We start from the raw sequence: 20,448 nt of genomic DNA, 5'->3' as shown, positions 1-20,448 counted from the left end.
CCCGAGCCATGCTCAATACGCTGCGCAAGATCGTCCAGGAAGTTAACTCCGCCAAGGATCTCAAGGCGGCGTTGGGGATTATTGTGTTGCGCGTCAAGGAAGCCATGGGCAGCCAGGTCTGCTCGGTTTACCTGCTGGACCCCGAGACCAACCGTTTTGTGCTGATGGCCACGGAGGGCTTGAACAAGCGCTCCATCGGCAAGGTCAGCATGGCGCCCAATGAAGGTCTGGTGGGCCTGGTGGGGACGCGTGAAGAACCCCTGAACCTCGAAAACGCGGCCGATCACCCGCGTTATCGCTACTTTGCCGAAACCGGCGAAGAGCGCTACGCCTCGTTCCTTGGCGCACCGATCATTCACCACCGCCGCGTTGTCGGCGTGTTGGTCATCCAGCAAAAAGAGCGTCGCCAGTTCGACGAAGGCGAAGAAGCCTTCCTGGTGACCATGAGCGCGCAACTGGCCGGGGTTATTGCCCACGCCGAAGCGACCGGCTCGATTCGCGGCCTGGGACGCCAGGGCAAGGGTATCCAGGAAGCCAAGTTCGTCGGTGTCCCGGGTTCGCCAGGCGCTGCGGTGGGTACCGCGGTGGTCATGCTGCCGCCCGCCGACCTCGATGTGGTGCCGGACAAGACCGTCAGTGACATCGACGCCGAGATCAAACTGTTCAAGACCGCCCTCGAAGGCGTGCGCGCCGACATGCGCAACCTGTCGACCAAGCTGGCGACCCAGCTGCGCCCCGAAGAGCGTGCGCTGTTCGACGTGTACCAGATGATGCTCGACGACGCGTCCCTGGGTAACGAAGTCAAGACCGTGATCAAGACCGGCCAGTGGGCCCAGGGCGCGTTGCGCCAGGTGGTCACCGATCACGTCAACCGTTTCGAAATGATGGACGACGCCTACCTGCGCGAGCGCGCATCGGATGTGCGCGACCTGGGTCGCCGTCTGTTGGCGTATTTGCAGGAAGACCGCAGCACCAACATGGTCTTCCCCGATAACACCATTTTAGTCAGTGAAGAATTGACCGCCACCCAGCTTGGCGAAGTGCCTGAAGGCAAGCTGGTGGGCCTGGTGTCGGTATTGGGTTCGGGTAACTCCCACGTGGCGATCCTGGCCCGGGCCATGGGTATCCCGACGGTGATGGGCCTGGTAGACCTGCCGTATTCCAAGGTCGATGGCATCGACATGATCGTCGACGGGCATCGCGGCGAGGTGTTCACCAACCCCAGCGACGTGCTGCGCAAGCAATACGCCGAGGTGGTGGAAGAAGAGAAGCAACTGGCCCAGGGCCTGGATTCGCTACGCGAGCTGCCGTGTGTCACCCCCGACGGCCACCGCGTACCGCTGCTGGTGAACACGGGCCTGCTGGCGGATGTAGCCCGTGCGCAGCAACGCGGTGCCGAAGGGGTGGGGCTGTACCGCACCGAAGTGCCGTTCATGATCAACCAGCGTTTCCCGAGCGAGAAGGAGCAGCTGGCGATTTATCGCGAGCAACTGCAAGCCTTCCACCCGTTACCGGTGACGATGCGCAGCCTGGATATTGGCGGCGACAAGTCACTGTCCTATTTCCCGATCAAGGAAGACAACCCCTTCCTTGGCTGGCGTGGCATCCGCGTTACCCTCGACCATCCCGAAATCTTCCTCGTCCAGACCCGCGCCATGCTCAAGGCCAGCGAGGGCTTGAACAACCTGCGCATCCTGCTGCCGATGATCTCCGGCACCCATGAACTGGAAGAAGCCCTGCACCTGATCCACCGTGCCTGGGGCGAAGTGCGCGACGAAGGCGCCGATGTGCCGATGCCGCCGATTGGGGTGATGATCGAAATCCCGGCGGCGGTGTACCAGGCCAAGGAACTGGCGCGGCAGGTGGACTTCCTGTCGGTGGGCTCCAACGACCTGACCCAGTACCTGCTGGCCGTGGACCGTAACAACCCACGGGTGGCCGACCTCTACGACTACCTGCACCCAGCGGTGCTGCAAGCGCTGCAACACGTGGTGCGCGACGCCCATGCCGAAGGCAAACCGGTGAGTATCTGCGGCGAAATGGCCGGCGACCCCGCGGCGGCGGTGCTGTTGATGGCGATGGGTTTTGACAGCCTGTCGATGAACGCCACCAACTTGCCGAAAGTGAAGTGGATGCTGCGCCAGGTGGAGTTGAGCAGGGCCAAGGATTTGCTCGCCGAGTTGATGACCATCGACAACCCGCAAGTTATCCACAGCTCGCTGCAACTGGCGTTGAAGAACCTGGGGTTGACCCGGATGATCAACCCGGCCTCGGCCAAAACCCTGTAGGAGCGAGCTTCTAGCAGATCGTTCCCGCGCTCTGCGTGGGAATGCAGCCCTGGACGCTCCGCGTCGGCTTTTAGAGCGTGACGCAGAGCGTCACAAGAGGCGTTCCCACGCAGAGCGTGGGAACGATCAAAGACCGAGGCGCCTTCATCGCAGGCAAGCCAGCTCCCACCTGTGGAATGCATTCCCCTGTGGGAGCTGGCTTGCCTGCGATAGCGGTGGTCCAAGCAGCGCTAAAACATCAGGTCCACCTCACCCAGCCGCCCCCCGTGCGGGCCAAAGCTGCGCTCCAGCATCCGCCGCGTCCCATCGGCATTCACAATCAGCGCCGTGCTCGCCCGTGTCCCGTAACTGGGGCTGGCGATAAACACGCTCGACAGCAGGCTTTCAGTCGCCAGGCCTACGCCGGTGTCCGGCAGCTCGGCAAACGGCGCGGTCTGCGGGTCGCTCAGAATCTCCAATAGGGCCTCCGGCTCGGGGTTCTCCAGCACTGCGCTGAACGCCGCCTTGGCCTTTAGCAACTTCGGCCAGGGCGTATCCAGCCCGGCATTGGATAACCCGTACACCCCAGCCTTCAGCAACGTCGGCTCGGTGTCATTGGCGTTGTAGTGCCACAGCTCATCCCGCGTGCCCACCAGCAGGTTGAACCCGGCATATTCAATCGAGCGGCCATTCACATCGGCCAAATACTCGTCAATCGGCAGCGAACCAATGAGAAACCGCGCGACCAGCTCGCCACGAGACCTGCGTGCCGGTGGCTGGTGCGGGTCGCGGATGTTGGTCAGGGCGGCAAAGCGGCCATCGGCGTTCACCCCAAGCCAGGTACCTCCCGCTTCCTGATCGCGACCGGCATAGACATGGGGCGCATCCGCCCACTGGGCCAGCGGCAGGCTGGGGCGGGCGTAGAACTCATCGCGGTTGGCCGCGACGATCAGCGGTTGGGCATGGCCCGGTCGCCAGGCGAAAACAATCAGGCACATCGGGTGACCCCTTTTGTGTTTTTGCCACTCTACCCACAGACGCGCAGGTGTTCCATCGTCTCGAAGTTGGGCCGCGCACCTCTGATCCGTTAACATGCCGGGCTGTTTGGTGTGTATGTGAACTTCTTAATTTGATCTCGCAGCTGTAACGCAGGCTTAATCGCACATCGGCATGGTCCGGTGCGTCATGACTAAATGTTTTAACGAGGAGTCGCAATGCTGCCTTACCCGCAGATCGACCCGGTGGCCCTGGCCATCGGTCCGCTGAAAATCCATTGGTACGGGTTGATGTACCTGATCGGCATCGGCGGTGCCTGGCTGCTGGCTTCCCGGCGCCTGAACCGTTTCGACCCGACCTGGACCAAGGAAAAGCTCTCCGACATGGTGTTCTGGATGTCGATGGGCGTGATCGTCGGCGGGCGCCTGGGGTATGTGCTGTTCTACGACCTGTCTGCGTATCTCGCCAACCCGACCCTGATCTTCGAAGTGTGGAAGGGCGGCATGGCGTTCCACGGCGGGTTTATCGGCGTGATGATCGCCGCCTGGTGGTTTGGCCGGCGCAATGGCAAGTCGTTCTTCCAACTGATGGACTTCGTTGCCCCCTTCGTGCCGATCGGCCTGGGCGCCGGGCGCATTGGTAACTTTATCAACGCCGAGCTGTGGGGCAAGCCGACCGACGTGCCGTGGGCGATGGTGTTCCCGGCGTTCAGCGACCCGGCGCAACTGCCACGCCACCCGTCGCAGCTGTACCAGTTCGCGTTGGAAGGTGTGGCGCTGTTCCTTATTCTGTATATCTTCTCGCGCAAGCCACGCCCAACCATGGCCGTGTCGGGCATGTTCGCGCTGTTCTACGGGATTTTCCGCTTCATCGTCGAATTCGTACGGGTACCGGATGCGCAGTTGGGCTACCTGGCATGGGGCTGGCTGACCATGGGTCAGGTGCTTAGCCTGCCGATGATCCTGGCGGGCCTGGGCATGCTGTGGTGGGCGTACAATCGCCCGCAGCCGCTGAAGAACGCCGCGCTTTAAATTCGAATGCCGAGACCAGGAGGTCTTGGCTTCAACGATACGGGTAAAAACATGAAGCAATATCTCGAACTGCTGCAGGACGTCGTGACCAATGGCCTGACCAAGGGCGACCGCACGGGCACCGGCACCAAGGCTGTGTTTGCGCGTCAGTATCGGCATAACCTGGCCGACGGCTTCCCGCTGCTGACCACCAAGAAGCTGCACTTCAAAAGCATCGCCAACGAACTGATCTGGATGTTGAGCGGCAACACCAACATCAAGTGGCTCAACGAAAATGGCGTGAAGATCTGGGACGAATGGGCCACCGAAGACGGCGACCTGGGCCCGGTGTACGGCGAGCAGTGGACCGCCTGGCCGACCAAGGACGGCGGCACGATCAACCAGATCGACTACATGGTGCACACGCTCAAGACCAACCCCAACAGCCGTCGCATCCTGTTCCACGGCTGGAACGTCGAATACCTGCCGGACGAAACCCAGAGCCCGCAGGAGAACGCGCGTAACGGCAAGCAAGCCCTGCCGCCATGCCATTTGCTGTACCAGGCGTTCGTGCATGACGGCCATCTGTCGATGCAGCTGTATATCCGCAGCTCCGACGTGTTCCTGGGCCTGCCGTACAACACTGCCGCGCTGGCGTTGCTGACCCACATGCTGGCCCAGCAGTGCGACCTGATCCCCCACGAGATCATCGTCACTACCGGCGACACCCACGCCTACAGCAACCACATGGAGCAGATCCAGACCCAGTTGGCGCGTACGCCGAAAAAACTGCCGGAACTGGTGATCAAGCGTAAGCCTGCGTCGATCTACGACTATAAGTTCGAAGACTTCGAAATCGTGGGCTACGACGCCGACCCGAGCATCAAGGCTGACGTGGCTATCTAAAGCCTTATTCGGTGAAAAACTGTGGGAGCTGGCTTGCCTGCGATGGCAGAGTGTCAGGCGACATCAATGTTGCTGGTCCACCGCTATCGCAGGCAAGCCAGCTCCCACATGGGTTCGGTGTTCACTTGGGTTAGTGGCCGTGGCTTCTGCCCACATGCGAAGGCTCGGCCTCGCTGGCCGCAATCCCTCCGCTGACCTCCAACTGCTGCAAGATCCCGCACTGGTTCCCACCGCCGCAACGTTGGCGCAGGTCCAGCAGTTGTTCCTGCAAGGCCAACAATCCGTCGATCCGCGCTTTCACATGATGGATATGCTCGTCGATCAACGCATTCACGCTTTCGCACTGGTCCTGGGGGCTGTCGCGTAGCCCCAGCAGGCTGCGGATTTCTTCGAGGGTCATGTCCAGGCTGCGGCAGTTGCGGATAAAGGTCAGCCGCTCGGTGTGCGCCTGGGTGTACACGCGGTAGTTGCCATCGGTGCGGGCCGGGGGCGGCAGCAGGTTTTCCTTCTCGTAATAACGGATGGTTTCCACCGGGCAATCGGTGAGTTTGGCCAGTTCGCCGATCTTCATCGCAGCAATCTCCAAATGGGTGCTTGACCCTATAGTGGCTACAGGGTCTTTACTTGGCAACAGGCACCTTTACGGACGCGACCTGATGAGCCACTCCATTCATACCCCGCACAAGCACGACCACAAGCACGACCACAAGCATGATCACGATCATGACCACCCGCATGACCACCCGCATGACCACGATCACGATCACGGCCATGATCATAAACATGACCATGGGCCCGCCAAACTCACGCCTGTGGATAACCATGGCCATTCCGGCTCCTGCTGCTCCGGCGCTGCCGGGCCTGCCATCGTGACCCTGAGTGAGGCGCCCACCGCCGGCTCGCGCCTGAGCACCTTCCGCATCGAAGCCATGGACTGCCCTACCGAGCAGACGCTGATCCAGAACAAGCTGGGCAAGCTCGCTGGCGTGCAGCAACTGGAATTCAACCTGATCAACCGCATCCTCGGCGTCACCCATGACCTGCCGAACACGGCGCCGATCACCGAGGCAATCAAGTCCATCGGCATGCAGGCCGACCCTATCGAAGAAGGCAGCCCCGCCGCCGCGCCGCCCGCCAAGAAACATTGGTGGCCGTTGGCGGTGTCGGGCGTGGGTGCCCTGGGGGCCGAGGTGTTGCACTTCACCGGCGTGGCGCCCACCTGGGTAATCGCGCTGGTGGCGTTGGTGTCGATCCTCAGCGGCGGCCTTACCACCTACAAGAAGGGCTGGATTGCCCTGAAGAACTTCAACCTCAATATCAATGCCTTGATGAGCATCGCGGTGACGGGCGCGATCCTGATTGGCCAGTGGCCGGAAGCGGCGATGGTGATGTTCCTGTTCACCGTGGCCGAGTTGATTGAGGCCAAGTCCCTGGACCGGGCGCGCAACGCCATCAGCGGCCTGATGCAGATGACCCCGGAACAGGCCACGGTGCGCCAGGCCGACGGTTCCTGGCTGGAAAAAGAGGTCAAAAGCATCGATCTTGGCGCGATTGTCCGAGTAAGACCCGGTGAGCGCATCGGCCTCGACGGTGAAGTCACGGCCGGTCAGTCCACCATCGACCAGGCGCCGATCACCGGGGAAAGCCTGCCGATTGAGAAAACCGTGGGCGATAAAGTCTTTGCCGGCACCATCAACCAGGCCGGCTCCCTGGAGTACAAGGTCACCGCAGCGGCGAACAACTCCACGCTGGCGCGGATCATCCACGCGGTGGAACAGGCTCAAGGCGCACGCGCACCGACCCAGCGCTTTGTCGACAGTTTCTCCAAGGTCTACACCCCGGCCGTCTTCCTGTTTGCCCTCGGTGTGGCGGTGATTCCGCCGCTGTTCATGGCGGGTGTGTGGTTTGACTGGATCTACCGCGCCCTCGTGCTGCTGGTGGTGGCCTGCCCGTGTGCCTTGGTGATCTCCACCCCGGTGACCATTGTCAGCGGCCTGGCAGCTGCGGCGCGCAAAGGCATCCTGATCAAAGGCGGCGTGTACCTGGAGGGCGGCTACAAGCTTGACTACCTGGCCCTCGACAAGACCGGCACCATCACCCATGGCAAACCGGTGCAAACCGATTACCTGCCGCTGTTCCCGAATATCGAAGACAGCGCGCCGACCCTGGCCGCGAGTTTGGCATCGCGTTCTGACCACCCGGTGTCCCTGGCGATTGCCAACGCGGCTGTGGATAAAAACCTGTCGACTCAAGCTGTGGATAACTTCGAAGCCTTGGCCGGGCGTGGTGTGCGGGGTGATATCAACGGCCAGACCTATCACCTGGGTAACCACCGCCTGGTGGAAGACCTCGGCCTGTGTTCCGAGGCCCTGGAAGAAAAACTCTTCGCCCTGGAAAAACAAGGCAAGTCCGTGGTGTTGCTGCTGGACAAGTCCGGCCCGCTGGCGCTGTTTGCCGTGGCCGACACGGTCAAGGAGAGCAGCCGCGAAGCCATCCAGCAATTACACGACCTGGGCATCAAGACCCTGATGCTCACCGGCGACAACACCCACACCGCCCAGGCCATTGCAGCCCAGGTCGGCATCGACCAGGCCCAGGGCGACCTGTTGCCCACCGACAAACTGCAAGCCATCGAAACCCTCTACGGCCAGGGCCATCGGGTGGGCATGGTCGGTGACGGTATCAACGACGCCCCGGCCCTGGCCCGTGCCGAGATCGGCTTTGCCATGGCCGCGGCGGGCACCGACACGGCGATCGAGACCGCCGATGTGGCGCTGATGGACGATGATTTGCGCAAGATTCCGGCTTTCATTCGGTTGTCGCGGCAAACGTCGAGTATCCTCAAGCAGAACATCGCCCTGGCGCTGGTGATCAAGGCGATCTTCCTGGCCGTCACGTTCATGGGCATGGCGACCATGTGGATGGCGGTCTTCGCCGACATGGGCGTGAGCCTGCTGGTGGTGTTCAATGGCCTGCGCCTGGTGCGCAAATAGCGGATGAGAGGGTGGTGTGCTGAGTGCTGAGTTAAAGGCGTTTTTCATGGTCGCCCGCCTGGGCAGCATTACCCAGGCGGCGAAGAAACTCGGCTTGAGCCAGCCCACGGTGACCACCCAGATTCGCAACCTGGAAAGCCACTACGGCGTCGAGTTGTTCTACCGTGGCGGCCGCCGCCTCACCGTCAGCGACGAAGGCGCGCGGCTATTGCCGATGGTCAAGGCGCTGTTGCAGCAGGAAGCGGATATCGAGTTTTTCCTGCGCAACAACGGCCAGGTCCAGGGCGCGCTGAGGATTGCCGCGACGGCGCCGTATTACATCCTCGATCTGGTCAAAGCCTTTCGCGAGCGCCTGCCCCAGGTGGAAGTGTCGGTGGAAATTGGCAACTCCCAGCAGGTGCTTGAAGCGCTGGACGATTACCGCGTCGATGTCGCGGCCTCATCGCAATTGCTGGAAGACGCCCGGCTGATCCGCCGCGTGCTGGGCACCGACCCGCTGGTGCTGGCGGTGCACCGCAATCACCCGTTGGCCAAGCTTGATCATGTACCGTTGAGCGCGCTTATCGGGCACACCTTGCTGATGCGTGAAGCGGGCTCCACCACCCGCCGGCTGACGGAAGAGATGTTGAAGAACGCCGGCGTGGGGTACGGGCCGTTGCTGGAGATTGGCAGCCGTGAGTCGATTCGCGAGGCGGTACTGCGCAATATCGGCATCAGCATCATTGCCCGCCAGGAAGTGCCCCATGACCCGCAATTGCGTGTGCTGACCATCGAGAATGCACCGCAGATTCCGGAGTACCTGTATTGCCTCAAGGAGCGCAAAGGGGCGCGGTTGCCGGCGGCGTTTCTTGGTTTGGCTCAGGAAATGTCACCCCTCTGATCGTTCCCACGCTCCGCGTGGGAACGCCGCCGAGGACGCTCCGCGTCCGTGACGCGGAGCGTCACTAGAGACATTCCCACGCAGAGCGTGGGAACGATCATGAGTCCTACACAAATCCACCAATACCACTATCACCTCCTTTTGCCTTTCTGCCACACCAGCTACGCATTGCCTCCCTAGCATGGCCTTCATCCGTTCGATGAGGTGCCACCATGCACACAGCCCTGACCCAACCCGGCGCACCGATGAAAGTGCGCGCAATCCAGAAACGCTTTGGCGCATTCACCGCGCTGGACAACGTCTCCCTGGACGTCGCCGCCGGCGAGCTGGTGTGCCTGCTGGGCCCTTCCGGTTGCGGCAAGACCACACTGCTGCGCTGCATCGCCGGCCTGGAGCGCCAGGACAGCGGTGAGCTTTACCTGGGCGAGCGCGACGTGTCCTTGCTGCCACCCCAGGCGCGGGACTACGGCATCCTGTTTCAGTCCTACGCGTTGTTTCCCAACCTCAGCGTTGAAGCGAACATCGGCTATGGCCTCACCGGCAGCGGCCGCGATGAAGTGCGCAAGCGTGTCGCGCAGATGCTCGAACTGGTCGGCCTGGTGGGCAGCGAAAAGAAGTACCCCGGCCAACTCTCCGGCGGCCAGCAACAGCGCGTCGCCCTGGCCCGCGCACTGGCGCCGGCGCCGTCGTTATTGCTGTTGGATGAGCCGATGTCGGCCCTCGATGCCCGGGTGCGCGAGCACCTGTGCACTGAACTGCGCCAACTGCAGCGGCGCCTGGGCATCACCACCTTGATGGTGACCCACAACCAGGACGAAGCCATGTTGATGGCCGACCGCATTGCCGTGATGAACAACGGCAAGGTCGAGCAGTACGCCACGCCCCAGGAAATCTACGACCGCCCGGCCACGCCGTTCGTGGCGGAGTTTGTCGGCCAGGGCAACTGGTTGCCGTTCAGCCGTAACAGCGCCAGCCATGCCCAGGTGGGTGGGTTGAAGATGCGCCTGGCTGAGGACGCGGGTGTCGCCCAGTCCGGCCGCTTGTTCTGCCGCCCGGAAGCCATTTGCGTCAACCCGCCGGTGCATGAAGAAAACCTGTTCCCGGCCAAGGTTCGCGAGATTACCTTCCTCGGCAACCGCTGCCGCATGAGCTTTGAGCTGGAACAATTGCCGGGCCATCCGTTGCTGGCTGAACTGACGCCGGAAGCCATGCCGCGCCTGGGCGCCCAGGACATCTGGGTGGCGTTGCCGCCGCGCAGCCTGCAGGTGTTTGCCTGAGATGGGGGCTGTGATGACATTGCCGGTACCGCGTCAGGTGTCCCGCGCCGAGTGGGGCGACCGCCTCTTTGTGGTCGGCGGCAAATGGCTCTGGCTGGGCCTGTTGGTGGTGGCGGTGCTGTTGCCGCTGTTGGCGATCTTCTGGCGCGGCTTCAGCAGCGAAGCCGGGCAGGGCGGTGGCCTGGTGGCCGCGCGCGAACTGCTGAGCAGCGCCAACTTCCACTGGTTGCTGGGCAATAGCCTGAAAGTGTCCCTCAGTGTGGCGGCCATCGTCGTGCCGCTGGCCTACTTGTTTGCCTATGCCCTGCAACGCACGCTGATCCCCGGCAAGTCCATCTGGCGCGGCCTGTCCTTGCTGCCATTGATGGCGCCGTCGATGCTGCCGGGCATTGCCCTGGTTTATCTGTTCGGCAACCAGGGCCTGCTGCGGGGTTTGTTCTCGGAGAATATCTACGGTTTCTGGGGCATTGTGCTCGGTGAGGTGATCTACACCTTTCCCCATGCCTTGATGATTTTGCTGTCGGCGTTGTCCCTGGCGGATGCGCGTTTGTTCGACGCCGCTTCTAGCATGGGCGCCAGCCCGGCCCGGGCGTTTCGCAGCATTACCTGGCCGGCCACGCGCCAGGCGGTGTTCGCCGCATTCTGCCTGGTGTTCACCCTGACCATTACCGACTTCGGGGTACCGGTGGTGGTGGGCGGCGATTACCAGGTGCTGGCGCTGGAGGCCTACAAGGCCGTGGTGGGCCAGCAACAGTTCGGTCGCGGCGCGTTGATCGGCATGGTGTTGCTGCTGCCGGCGCTGTTCAGCTTTGGCGTGGATGCGTGGTTGCGCCGTCGGCATGGCGACGCGATGAGCGGCCGCGCCCAGGTGTTCCAGCCAGCGCCATCACGGCTGCGCGACGGGTGCTACCTGGCCATCGTGCTGCTGATTTGCGCGGCGTTGCTGGTGGTGTTCGGCATGGCGGTGTACTCCTCGCTGGTGAAATTCTGGCCGTACAACCTGTCGCTGTCGCTCAACCACTACCAGTTCGAAGACACCGCTGGCGGCGGCTGGCTGGCCTATCGCAACAGCCTCACCATGGCGTTGTGCACGGCGTTGATCGGCAGCGTGCTGATTTTCACCGGTGCCTACCTGATGGAAAAGACCAAGGGTCAGAAGAACCTCAACCTGGCACTGCGCATGCTCAGCTTCGTGCCGATGGCCGTGCCGGGCCTGGTCCTGGGGCTGGGCTACGTGTTCTTCTTCAACCTCAACGGCAACCCGCTGCATGTGTTGTACGGCAGCATGGCGTTGCTGGTGGTGTGCACCATTGCCCACTACCTGACCACCGCGCAGATGACCGCGACCACCGCCTTGCGCCAGTTGGACGCCGAGTTCGAAGCTGCCGCGCTGTCCCTCAAGGCGCCGTTGTATCGCCACTACCTGCGCGTCACGGTGCCGATCTGCCTGCCGGCGCTGCTGGACATCCTGCGCTACCTGTTTGTGTCGGCGATGACCACCGTGTCTGCCGCGATCTTCCTCTACAGCCCCGACACCATCCTCGCCGCCGTCGCCGTGCTGAACATGGACGACGCCGGCAATGTAGGCGGCGCGGCGGCCATGTCGACCCTGATCCTGTTCACCTCGGCCAGCGTCTCGCTGCTGCTGGCGTGGGCCTCACGTGGCGCGCTGCGCCGCTCCCAAGCCTGGCGCCAGCGCGCACCCGGCCAATAAAACATCCCTGAAGGAGGTGCTCCATGTTCAAGCCCCTGGCGCTGGTCGCTGCAGTCCTCACGGCATTCAGCCTGAATGCTTTCGCCAAGACCGAGTTGACGGTGTACACGGCCCTTGAAGCCGAGCAATTGAAGACCTACAAAAAAGCTTTCGAACAGGCCAACCCCGACGTCGAGATCAAGTGGGTGCGCGACTCCACCGGCATCATCACCGCCAAACTGCTGGCCGAGAAAGACCGCCCCCAGGCTGACGTGGTGTGGGGCCTGGCCGCCTCCAGCCTGGCGATCCTCGATCAGCAAGGCATGCTGGAAAACTACGCGCCCAAGGACTTGGACAAGATCGGCAAAAACTACCGCGACGCCGCCAATCCTCCGGCCTGGGTCGGCATGGACGTGTGGGCTGCCACCATCTGCTTCAACACTGTCGAAGCCGAGAAACAGGGCCTCACCAAACCAATAAGCTGGCAGGACCTGACCAAGCCCGAATATAAGGGCAAGATCGTGATGCCTAACCCGGCGTCTTCAGGCACCGGCTTCCTGGATGTCAGCGCCTGGCTCCAGACCTTCGGCGAGAAGCAAGGCTGGCAGTACATGGATGACCTGCATCAGAACATCGGCCAGTACGTTCACTCCGGCTCCAAGCCGTGCAAGCTGGCGGCCTCCGGTGAGTTCCCGATCGGTATCTCCTTCGAATACCCGGCGGTTCAGCTCAAACGCCAGGGCGCGCCGCTGGACATTATCCTGCCCAAAGAAGGCCTGGGCTGGGACATCGAGGCCACCGCCGTGATCAAAGGCACTGCCCACGCTGACGCAGCGAAAAAACTCGCTGACTTCTCCGCCAGCACCGCGGCGATGGATCTGTACAAGGACAACTTCGCCGTGCTCGCCCAACCGGGAATCGCCAAGCCACAGACCGAATTGCCAGCGGACTATGAGCAACGGTTGATCAAGAACGACTTTGTCTGGGCTTCCAAAAACCGTGACAGCATCCTGGCCGAATGGCGTAAGCGTTATGACGGCAAGTCGGAAAAACAGTAACCGATCGTTCCCACGCTCCGCGTGGTAACGCCGCTCTGGACGCTCCGCGTCCGCTTTTAAAGGTCGTGACGCGGAGCGTCACCGGATGAATTCCCACGCGGAGCGCGGGAACCAGAGGACAGTATGAGTAGTGATCTGTTAGTCGTCGGCGCCGGCATTCTCGGCCTCTCCCACGCCTATGCCGCCGCCAGGCGCGGCCTCAAGGTCAAGGTGTTCGAGCGCAGCGCCACGCCATTGGGCGCCTCAGTGCGCAACTTCGGCCAGGCACTGGTCACCGGTCAACCACCAGGGCCAATGCTGGACCTGGCGCGGGAAAGCCGCGAAATCTGGGGTCAGTGGGCGCAAGCGGCGGGCCTGGCGCTCAAGCGCAATGGCTCCTACCTGTTCGCCCGCACCGAAGCCGAAGAACATCTGCTCGAAGCCTTCTGCGCCGGGCGCGCGCGGGAGCACGGCTACAACGTCGAGCTGCTGCAAGGTGCTGCCATGAACGACCTGTACGCTGGCCAGTTCCGTCATCACCGCGCCGCACTGCATGGCAAGGACGATCAGCAACTGTATTCCCGCGAGGCTATCCCGGCGCTGATCCATTATCTGAGCCAGGCGCTGAACGTGGAGTTTCACTTCTCCACCCTGGTGCGGGAGGTTGAACCGGGCCAGTTGCACAGCACGGCGGGCAGCTTTCGCGGCGAGCAGATCATCGTCTGCTCCGGCCACGATTATCAGACCCTGCTGGCCGACGCCATCGCCGCGCTCAACCCGCAAACCTGTCGCCTGCAAATGCTGCGCGCCCGGCCAGCGCTCAACCTGAACCTGCAACATGCCTTGCTCACCGGCTTGAGCTGCGTGCACTACGGCGCCTTTGCCGACCTGCCGGAAGCGGCCGCGGTGCAGGCGCAGATCCTGCGGGAAACGCCGTACCTGCACGAGCACGGCATTCACCTGTTGATCAGCCCTACGCCCCATGGTGAGTTGATCATCGGTGACTCCCACCATTACGACAGCGATCCGTCGCCCTTCAACGCCGAGCAGGTGGATGACTGGCTGATCGAACTGGCGCAGCAGACCCTGGGTTGCAAGGTCCAGGTGGTCGAGCGTTGGCAGGGTGTCTACGGTTCGCGCGGGCCTGGGCCGTTTTCGTTTGTGCAGGCGGCACCCGGCGTCAGCGCTGCCTTGATGCACACCGGCGTAGGGATGAGCGTGGGGCCGGCGATGGCCGAGCGTAATATCAGCACGCTGTGGGGCGCGACGCGATGAGCCCGGAACAGGCGATTGCCCAGGTGTTTGGCTTGTACGAGCAGCACGGCACGGCTGACTACATCGGCGAGCCGGTGTCGCAAATCGAGCACATGTCCCAGGCCGCGCAATTGGCCATGGCCGAAGGGTTTGACGACGAGGTGGTGCTGGCGGCGTTTTTCCACGACATCGGCCACCTCTGCGGCCAGGGCTGCGCGAACATGGGCGGTTATGGTGTGGTCAGCCACGAGCGGCTGGGCGCCGATTACCTGCGCCGCGCAGGCTTCAGCGAACGCTTGGCCAAATTGGTGGAATACCACGTGCAGGCCAAGCGTTACCTGACCTTCAGCCAACCGGACTATTTCGCCCGCTTGAGCCAAGCCAGCCGTCGCACCCTGGGTTATCAGGGCGGCGTGATGAGCGCCGAAGAGGCCAGGGCTTTTGAACAGGACTCGCTATATGCCGTGAGTTTGCGTATGCGCCACTGGGACGAGCAGGCCAAGCAAACGCAGGTGCCGGTGTTGGATCTGCAACTGCTCAAAGCCATGGCCGCCCGACTACTGGCCGCGTAGACGGGCCTTACACACATCGCAGATACGCCGCCTGGAGCCTCGATAGCCGCCGCACTAAGGTGCTTGCTTCTTAGCCAAGGGAGCAACGCAGATGCGCTATTTGAAGGTAGTTGCACAGGATCAAACGGGAGATGGCCGGGCGAATACGGTGCGTCTTCAGTTCTACCAAGGTACGCCCTGCAATCAGGACGAGTTGCTCAATGAGGCCGTAGCCTATGACCTCACCTCAGACGCAAAGGTCGATTACAGCAGGGGAGACGTTACCAATGACGGTCAGGAAAGCAGTCTTGATCGAGCGTTGCTGGATCAATTTGCCAATGCCTATTTGAAGATCAACTGGGTGAATCGCGGCGCCAGTAGCCGGCTTTACATGAAGATCTTTTCCGAAGACTTCTATAAAGACGGCACCCCCGACACCGTGCGCCTGCACTTACACAAAGGCCCAGGGCTGCTGAGTTCGGACGCTCAGGTGTCTTGGAGCGCCGCCTATGATTTTGATAACAACGGTGAACTTGAGTGGAACATTCACGCCGACATCAACTGCGATGGCGTCATTGATGAAGTTGATAAGCACTTGGTCCAGCAATTGGCTGAGCTTTATTTGAAGTTCAATTGGCACACACCTGAGCCCTTCGATGCCAAGGTTGTGGATATTCAGGCACATTGATCAGTAAGCAAAAGACCACACCGTTTGACGCTGCTTACTGAGCATTCAAGGCATGAGCCCCGGTTCATTCAGTTGCAACGACAATGCCTCGACCTGCTCCTGACGTTCGGCCTGGCTCAGTTTGGCGTGGGGGTTGAGGGACGACCATTGCGGATAGGCGCGGGCCTTGTGCAAGGCGTCCGGCAGCTTGCCTTCGCGCCAGGTTTTGTCCTGGGGCGTATCGACCTTGATGCTGTGCATCGCCGCATGCCCGCGCAGGTTCAGGGCCTTGAGCAGTTGGCGTTGGCGCAGGGCGAGCAGGCGCAGCACGCTGTCATCGACGGTGAGTTCGCGTTGACCCTTGATCTTGCCCATCAGGCGGCTGCCATAGCTGCGTGCGGTTTGCAGCGCACCGCCGGCAATCGCGCCGGCCAGGGCAGCAGCGCCCAGTGTCAGGCCACCGACCAGCAGATCCACGCCCGCACCGGCGGCCGCACCGGCGGCGATCCCGCCACCCACGCGCACGCCCAGTTGCTTGAGAGTTTCGGGGTTGAACAGGTCGTCGCCCCAGCGCCCGTCCAGCAACGGCAAGTCGCTGGCGGCGGCGTCCTGTGGGCGGAAGCCGAACAGTTTGAGCAGGGCTTCGACGCACTTTTGTTCGCGCTGGCGCACGGCCTTGCGTAAATCGCTGATGGCCTGGGGCTCATCCTCGGTGGTGACGCTGCGGCGGCAGGCGGCGCAGTCGATCAGCAACTCGGCGATCAGCCGTGCCGCGCTTTGCTGGCGAGCCTGGCGCTGGGCTTCTTGATCGAGGATCAGGCGTTCCAGCTGGGGGCGGGCGTTTTCCAGCAGCAGGGCCAGGCTTTCATACAGCCGACGTTCGCCGTCTTCGGGCGGTGCCACGCTGTCGAAACGCACCAGCGCATGCAGGCCGAGGCGGGCCAAGGCTTCGCGCCAGTCTGGTTCGCGGTGGTCGCTGCTGCTGACAAAGTTGAGCACTGGCAACAACGGCTTGCCGCAACTGGCCAGCACTTGCAGCTCGTCGCGGTACTTGGCCAGCACCGGCTCGCGGGCATCGATCACGTACAGGCCAGCATCCGAGGCCAGCAATTGGCGCAGCACCTTGGCTTCCTGTTCGAAACGCTGGCGTGCCTCGCTGCCTTCCAGGAAACGCGCCAGCCGCGCAGGGCCATCCAGGCGTTCACCGGGGCGGTCGAGGCGTTCCAGGTAATCGAGCAGGGCGATGGCGTCTTCCAGGCCGGGCGTGTCGTACAGCTCCAGCAAGGCTTCGCCATCTACCGATAGGCGCGCACCTTCCACGTGCCGCGTGGTACTGGGGCGATGGGACACTTCGCCAAAGCCGACATCGCGGGTGAGGGTGCGCAGCAGTGAGGTCTTGCCCACGTTGGTGTGGCCGACCACGGCGAGTTTCAGCGGTTTAGTCATGACCGGTCTCCAGCCAGCTTAACGGCGCGCAATCGGCAAACGACAGCTCAAGCTGTTGCAGCGCGGCATGCCAGTCGCCCAGGCGCTCGGCGTCCAGCGCCTGGCCCGGTGGCGCCTGCAGCAGCCATACGCGGGTGTCGCTGGCGCTGCGTGCCAGCTCGGCGATCAGCGCCAGGCTGCCACGGTCGGGCGAGCGGCGCGGGTCACAGGCGATGGCCAGGCGCGCGGGTGGGAAACGGCTGAGTTGCTCCAGCAGTTTGTTGCGTGATTCGCGGCTGTCGAGGATGCCGGCGTTCTTGACGTTGGCAGGCAGTTTGGGGGGCCACGGGTGTTGCTCGTCGAGTTCGATGGCGACTAGCAAGGCGCCATCACTCTCCAGCTCACTTGCGCCGCCGCTGATCGGGTGCAGGTGATCGGGCGCCACATCGTTGACCCCCAGGCGCTCGCTGCTGGGCATCAGGCGTTCGCGCAGTTGGGCGTAGCCGGGCAGGTTGAGGTCCAGGCGCAACGCTGCGCGCCCGCGTTTCCATCGCCACAGGCACAGCAGGGCGAGGATCAACCGCGGCAACAGGCCGTAGACCAGCAACACGCCCACCAGCCAGGCGGCCCAGGCTTGGCGGGCGCTTTCGATATTCAGCGCGGAGTCGCCGCTGGCGCGGATCATCTCCACGGTGGGCACATTGAAACCCAGCAGAGCCGGGAGTGTGCCGAGGGCCTGGGTCACGGCGACAAAGGTATCGGCACCGAGAATGGTGGTTTCCCACACAAACCCGTAGCGGCGGGTGGCAAGCAGGGTCAGCAGGATCACCAGGGCGCTGAGCAAGGCCAGCAACCACAAGCTGTTGACCAGCACACCCACCGCCCAGCGATTGAGTTTTTGCCGTTGCAGCAACAGCAACAACGCCGGGGCCAGTTGCGCGGCCTTGGCGTCACGGGCCAGTTTCTCGCTGAGCCACAACCACAGCCGGCCAAGGCTGGCGCTGTGTTCGCCGGCAAACAGCAGGCCCAGGGCCCAACTGATCAGCAAGATCAGGTTCAGGCCGAGCAGGCTGCCCAAGGCCCAGAACACATTCACCGGGGCCAGGCCATTGCCCAGCGCGGCGAACGCCAAACCGGCGCCGCTGATGACGGCGACCACCGCCAGTAACACCAGCGCCAGGCGTGCGCCTTGCAGCCAGCGGCTGAGCGCGGCGGCCAAACCATCGCGCTCGGCCAGGTGCAGCGCACGCTGCTGGATGCGCGTGGGCAGGTCGCCCCCGGCGGTGCGGGCCAGGCGGTTGGCTTCCAGGTCTTCCAGGGGGCCGGCGTGTTCTTCGCGCAAGCGCACGGTTTCTGTCAGCCAAAGTCTGTGCAGCGGGTTCAGTGCAGTCACGCGCCGTCCTGTCGTGTTGATGAGGTTGGAGCATAACCGCTGGCTCGCCGCTCTGGTATTCTCGTCGCCATGAAAAAAACTCTCCCTTTAAGCCTGATCGCAGCCCTCGGTGAAAACCGTGTGATCGGCGTCGACAACAGCATGCCCTGGCATTTGCCGGGGGATTTCAAATATTTCAAGGCCACCACGCTCGGCAAGCCGATCATCATGGGGCGCAAGACCTGGGATTCCCTGGGCCGACCGCTGCCGGGGCGCTTGAACCTGGTGGTCAGCCGTCAGACCGATCTTGTGCTGGAAGGTGCGCAAGTTTTTCCTTCACTGGACGCGGCGGTAGAGCGGGCTGAGGAGTGGGCCAAGGCGCAAGGCGTGGACGAGCTGATGCTGATCGGCGGCGCGCAGTTGTATGCGCAAGGGCTGGAACAGGCCGATCGCTTGTACCTGACCCGCGTGGCGCTGAGCCCGGAAGGGGATGCGTGGTTTCCAGAGTTTGATAGGAACCAGTGGAAGCTGGTGTCGAATGTCGAGAATCCGGCTGAAGGTGATAAGCCGGCCTATAACTTCGAGGTGTGGGAAAAAGCCTAAAAGCATCGCAGGCAAGCCAGCTCCCACAGTTTGATGTGTGGATACATTCAAATGTGGGAGCTGGCTTGCCTGCGATGGCGGTCTATCAGACCTGCGCTAACTCGGCATGCTCATCGGCATTCAACAGCGCTTTATCCGTCTGCCCCATGATCTGGCTGGTAATCGCCCCGGCCGTCATCGAACCATTCACGTTCAACGCCGTACGGCCCATGTCGATCAGCGGCTCCACGGAAATCAACAGCGCCACCAGTGACACCGGCAAGCCCATGGCCGGCAGCACGATCAGCGCGGCAAAGGTCGCACCGCCGCCGACGCCGGCAACGCCCGCCGAACTCAAGGTCACAATCGCCACCAGGGTCGCGATCCACAGCGGGTCCAGCGGGTTGATGCCCACGGTCGGCGCGACCATCACCGCCAACATGGCAGGGTAAAGACCGGCGCAACCGTTCTGGCCGATGGTCGCGCCAAACGAGGCGGCGAAACCGGCGATGGATTGCGGAATGCCCAGGCGACGGGTCTGCGCTTCAATGCTCAGCGGAATACTCGCAGCGCTGGAGCGGCTGGTGAAGGCGAAGGTCAGCACCGGCCACACCTTGCGGAAGAAGCGCAGCGGGTTGATCCCGGCCAGGGACAGCAGCAGGCCGTGCACCACGAACATCAGGCCCAGGGCCAGGTACGACACCACGACGAAACTGCCGAGCTTGATGATGTCTTGCAGGTTGGAACCGGCGACCACTTTGGTCATCAGCGCCAGCACACCATAAGGGGTCAGCTTCATTACCAGGCGCACCAGGCGCATCACCCAGGCTTGCAGGGTGTCGATGGCGTTAAGGACTTTCTGGCCTTTTTCCACGTCGTCCTTGAGCAGTTGCAGCGCGGCAACCCCAAGGAACGCGGCGAAAATCACCACGCTGATGATCGACGTCGGCTTGGCCCGGGCCAGGTCGGCGAACGGGTTGGCCGGTACGAACGACAGCAGCAACTGCGGGATATTCAGGTCGGCGACCTTGCCTGCGTAATCACTCTGGATCACTTGCAGGCGCGCCATTTCCTGGGTGCCGGCCACCAGCCCTTCGGCGGTGAGGCCGAACAGGTTGGTCAGGCCGATGCCGATCAGCGCCGCGATGGCCGTGGTGAACAGCAGCGTGCCGATGGTCAGGAAGCTGATCTTGCCCAGGGACGAGGCGTTATGCAGGCGCGCCACGGCACTGAGGATCGAGGCGAACACCAGCGGGATCACGATCATTTGCAGCAGTTGCACATAGCCGTTGCCGACCAGGTCAAACCAGCCGATGGAGGCTTTGAGCACCGGGTTGCCGTCGCCATAGATCGTGTGCAACGCCGCGCCGAACAGCACGCCCAGCACCAGGGCGAACAGCACCTTCTTGGCCAGGCTCCAGTTGGTACGGCGGGTTTGTGCCAGGCCCAACAACAGGGCCACGAACACCAATAAATTGAGAATCAGGGGCAGATTCATTGAAGCTCCGTTGAGAAGGCAGCCAATCGCGTGAGCCTGC

At 62.6% G+C, this 20,448-nt stretch carries 17 protein-coding genes; 12 read left to right on the top strand and 5 right to left on the bottom strand.

All coding sequences use genetic code 11. The features are described from left to right. The first annotated feature begins 8 nt into the window (after positions 1-8). Positions 9-2,288, top strand: a complete 2,280-nt coding sequence (gene ptsP / locus QK296_RS00390) for a phosphoenolpyruvate--protein phosphotransferase (RefSeq protein ID WP_014720364.1) — start codon at positions 9-11, stop codon at positions 2,286-2,288. A gap of 230 nt (positions 2,289-2,518) precedes the next feature. Here the strand turns inward: ptsP and QK296_RS00385 are convergent, their stop codons facing one another. After that, positions 2,519-3,265, bottom strand: coding sequence for an NRDE family protein (locus tag QK296_RS00385; protein ID WP_282390471.1), 747 nt, complete (start codon positions 3,263-3,265; stop codon positions 2,519-2,521). A 216-nt stretch (positions 3,266-3,481) separates the two neighbouring features. Here QK296_RS00385 and lgt point away from each other — a divergent pair, with 216 nt between their 5' ends. Further along, positions 3,482-4,294, top strand: a complete 813-nt coding sequence (gene lgt / locus QK296_RS00380; protein ID WP_057710229.1) for a prolipoprotein diacylglyceryl transferase — start codon at positions 3,482-3,484, stop codon at positions 4,292-4,294. Positions 4,295-4,345: 51 nt separating this feature from the next. Next, positions 4,346-5,179 (top strand): thymidylate synthase, encoded by an 834-nt coding sequence (locus QK296_RS00375; RefSeq protein ID WP_014720362.1) that lies wholly within the window; start codon positions 4,346-4,348, stop codon positions 5,177-5,179. A 130-nt stretch (positions 5,180-5,309) separates the two neighbouring features. Here the strand turns inward: QK296_RS00375 and cadR are convergent, their stop codons facing one another. After that, the gene (gene cadR, locus QK296_RS00370) at positions 5,310-5,750 is read right to left on the bottom strand and encodes a Cd(II)/Pb(II)-responsive transcriptional regulator (RefSeq protein WP_003195185.1); all 441 of its coding nucleotides are present in this window, start codon (positions 5,748-5,750) and stop codon (positions 5,310-5,312) included. Between the two features lie 85 nt (positions 5,751-5,835). Between cadR and QK296_RS00365 the strand changes: the two genes are divergently transcribed. The 8 genes from QK296_RS00365 to QK296_RS00330 all read left to right on the top strand — a co-directional run bounded on the left by QK296_RS00365 (position 5,836) and on the right by QK296_RS00330 (position 15,552). Then, entirely contained in the window at positions 5,836-8,172 is a 2,337-nt protein-coding gene (locus QK296_RS00365) for a heavy metal translocating P-type ATPase (RefSeq protein WP_282390470.1), read from the top strand. A gap of 16 nt (positions 8,173-8,188) precedes the next feature. Then, positions 8,189-9,052, top strand: coding sequence for a LysR family transcriptional regulator (locus QK296_RS00360; RefSeq protein ID WP_044269645.1), 864 nt, complete (start codon positions 8,189-8,191; stop codon positions 9,050-9,052). A gap of 212 nt (positions 9,053-9,264) precedes the next feature. Further along, positions 9,265-10,329 (top strand): putative 2-aminoethylphosphonate ABC transporter ATP-binding protein, encoded by a 1,065-nt coding sequence (locus QK296_RS00355; RefSeq protein WP_169855667.1) that lies wholly within the window; start codon positions 9,265-9,267, stop codon positions 10,327-10,329. Between the two features lies 1 nt (position 10,330). Next, entirely contained in the window at positions 10,331-12,043 is a 1,713-nt protein-coding gene (locus tag QK296_RS00350; protein WP_212614830.1) for a putative 2-aminoethylphosphonate ABC transporter permease subunit, read from the top strand. 23 nt (positions 12,044-12,066) lie between these two features. Next, positions 12,067-13,080, top strand: a complete 1,014-nt coding sequence (locus tag QK296_RS00345; protein WP_003195177.1) for a putative 2-aminoethylphosphonate ABC transporter substrate-binding protein — start codon at positions 12,067-12,069, stop codon at positions 13,078-13,080. A 123-nt stretch (positions 13,081-13,203) separates the two neighbouring features. Next, positions 13,204-14,334, top strand: coding sequence for a TIGR03364 family FAD-dependent oxidoreductase (locus QK296_RS00340; RefSeq protein ID WP_116667627.1), 1,131 nt, complete (start codon positions 13,204-13,206; stop codon positions 14,332-14,334). After that, positions 14,331-14,885 carry a phosphonate degradation HD-domain oxygenase gene (locus QK296_RS00335; RefSeq protein WP_003195174.1) on the top strand — a complete coding sequence of 185 codons (555 nt, stop codon included), beginning with the start codon at positions 14,331-14,333 and terminating at the stop codon, positions 14,883-14,885. Before QK296_RS00340 ends, QK296_RS00335 begins: the two co-directional genes overlap by 4 nt. A gap of 91 nt (positions 14,886-14,976) precedes the next feature. Further along, on the top strand, positions 14,977-15,552 hold the full coding sequence (locus tag QK296_RS00330) for a hypothetical protein (RefSeq protein ID WP_282390469.1): 576 nt from the start codon (positions 14,977-14,979) through the stop codon (positions 15,550-15,552). A 45-nt stretch (positions 15,553-15,597) separates the two neighbouring features. Here the strand turns inward: QK296_RS00330 and QK296_RS00325 are convergent, their stop codons facing one another. Then, positions 15,598-16,977 (bottom strand): DUF3482 domain-containing protein, encoded by a 1,380-nt coding sequence (locus QK296_RS00325; protein ID WP_003195170.1) that lies wholly within the window; start codon positions 16,975-16,977, stop codon positions 15,598-15,600. Beyond that, positions 16,970-18,349 carry a DUF2868 domain-containing protein gene (locus QK296_RS00320; protein ID WP_282390467.1) on the bottom strand — a complete coding sequence of 460 codons (1,380 nt, stop codon included), beginning with the start codon at positions 18,347-18,349 and terminating at the stop codon, positions 16,970-16,972. Before QK296_RS00320 ends, QK296_RS00325 begins: the two co-directional genes overlap by 8 nt. Positions 18,350-18,418: 69 nt before the next feature. On the opposite strand from QK296_RS00320, the gene QK296_RS00315 reads away from it, so the two are divergent. Beyond that, positions 18,419-18,931, top strand: a complete 513-nt coding sequence (locus QK296_RS00315; RefSeq protein WP_003195166.1) for a dihydrofolate reductase — start codon at positions 18,419-18,421, stop codon at positions 18,929-18,931. An 85-nt stretch (positions 18,932-19,016) separates the two neighbouring features. Here QK296_RS00315 and QK296_RS00310 read toward each other — a convergent pair whose 3' ends face one another. Next, positions 19,017-20,408 carry an L-cystine transporter gene (locus tag QK296_RS00310; protein ID WP_003195164.1) on the bottom strand — a complete coding sequence of 464 codons (1,392 nt, stop codon included), beginning with the start codon at positions 20,406-20,408 and terminating at the stop codon, positions 19,017-19,019. Positions 20,409-20,448: the final 40 nt, after the last annotated feature.

Origin of the sequence: Pseudomonas sp. AL10, from assembly GCF_029960685.1 — a bacterium.
Taxonomy (GTDB): Bacteria; Pseudomonadota; Gammaproteobacteria; order Pseudomonadales; family Pseudomonadaceae; genus Aquipseudomonas; species Aquipseudomonas lactis.
This window is presented reverse-complemented; position numbering and strand designations above follow the sequence as displayed.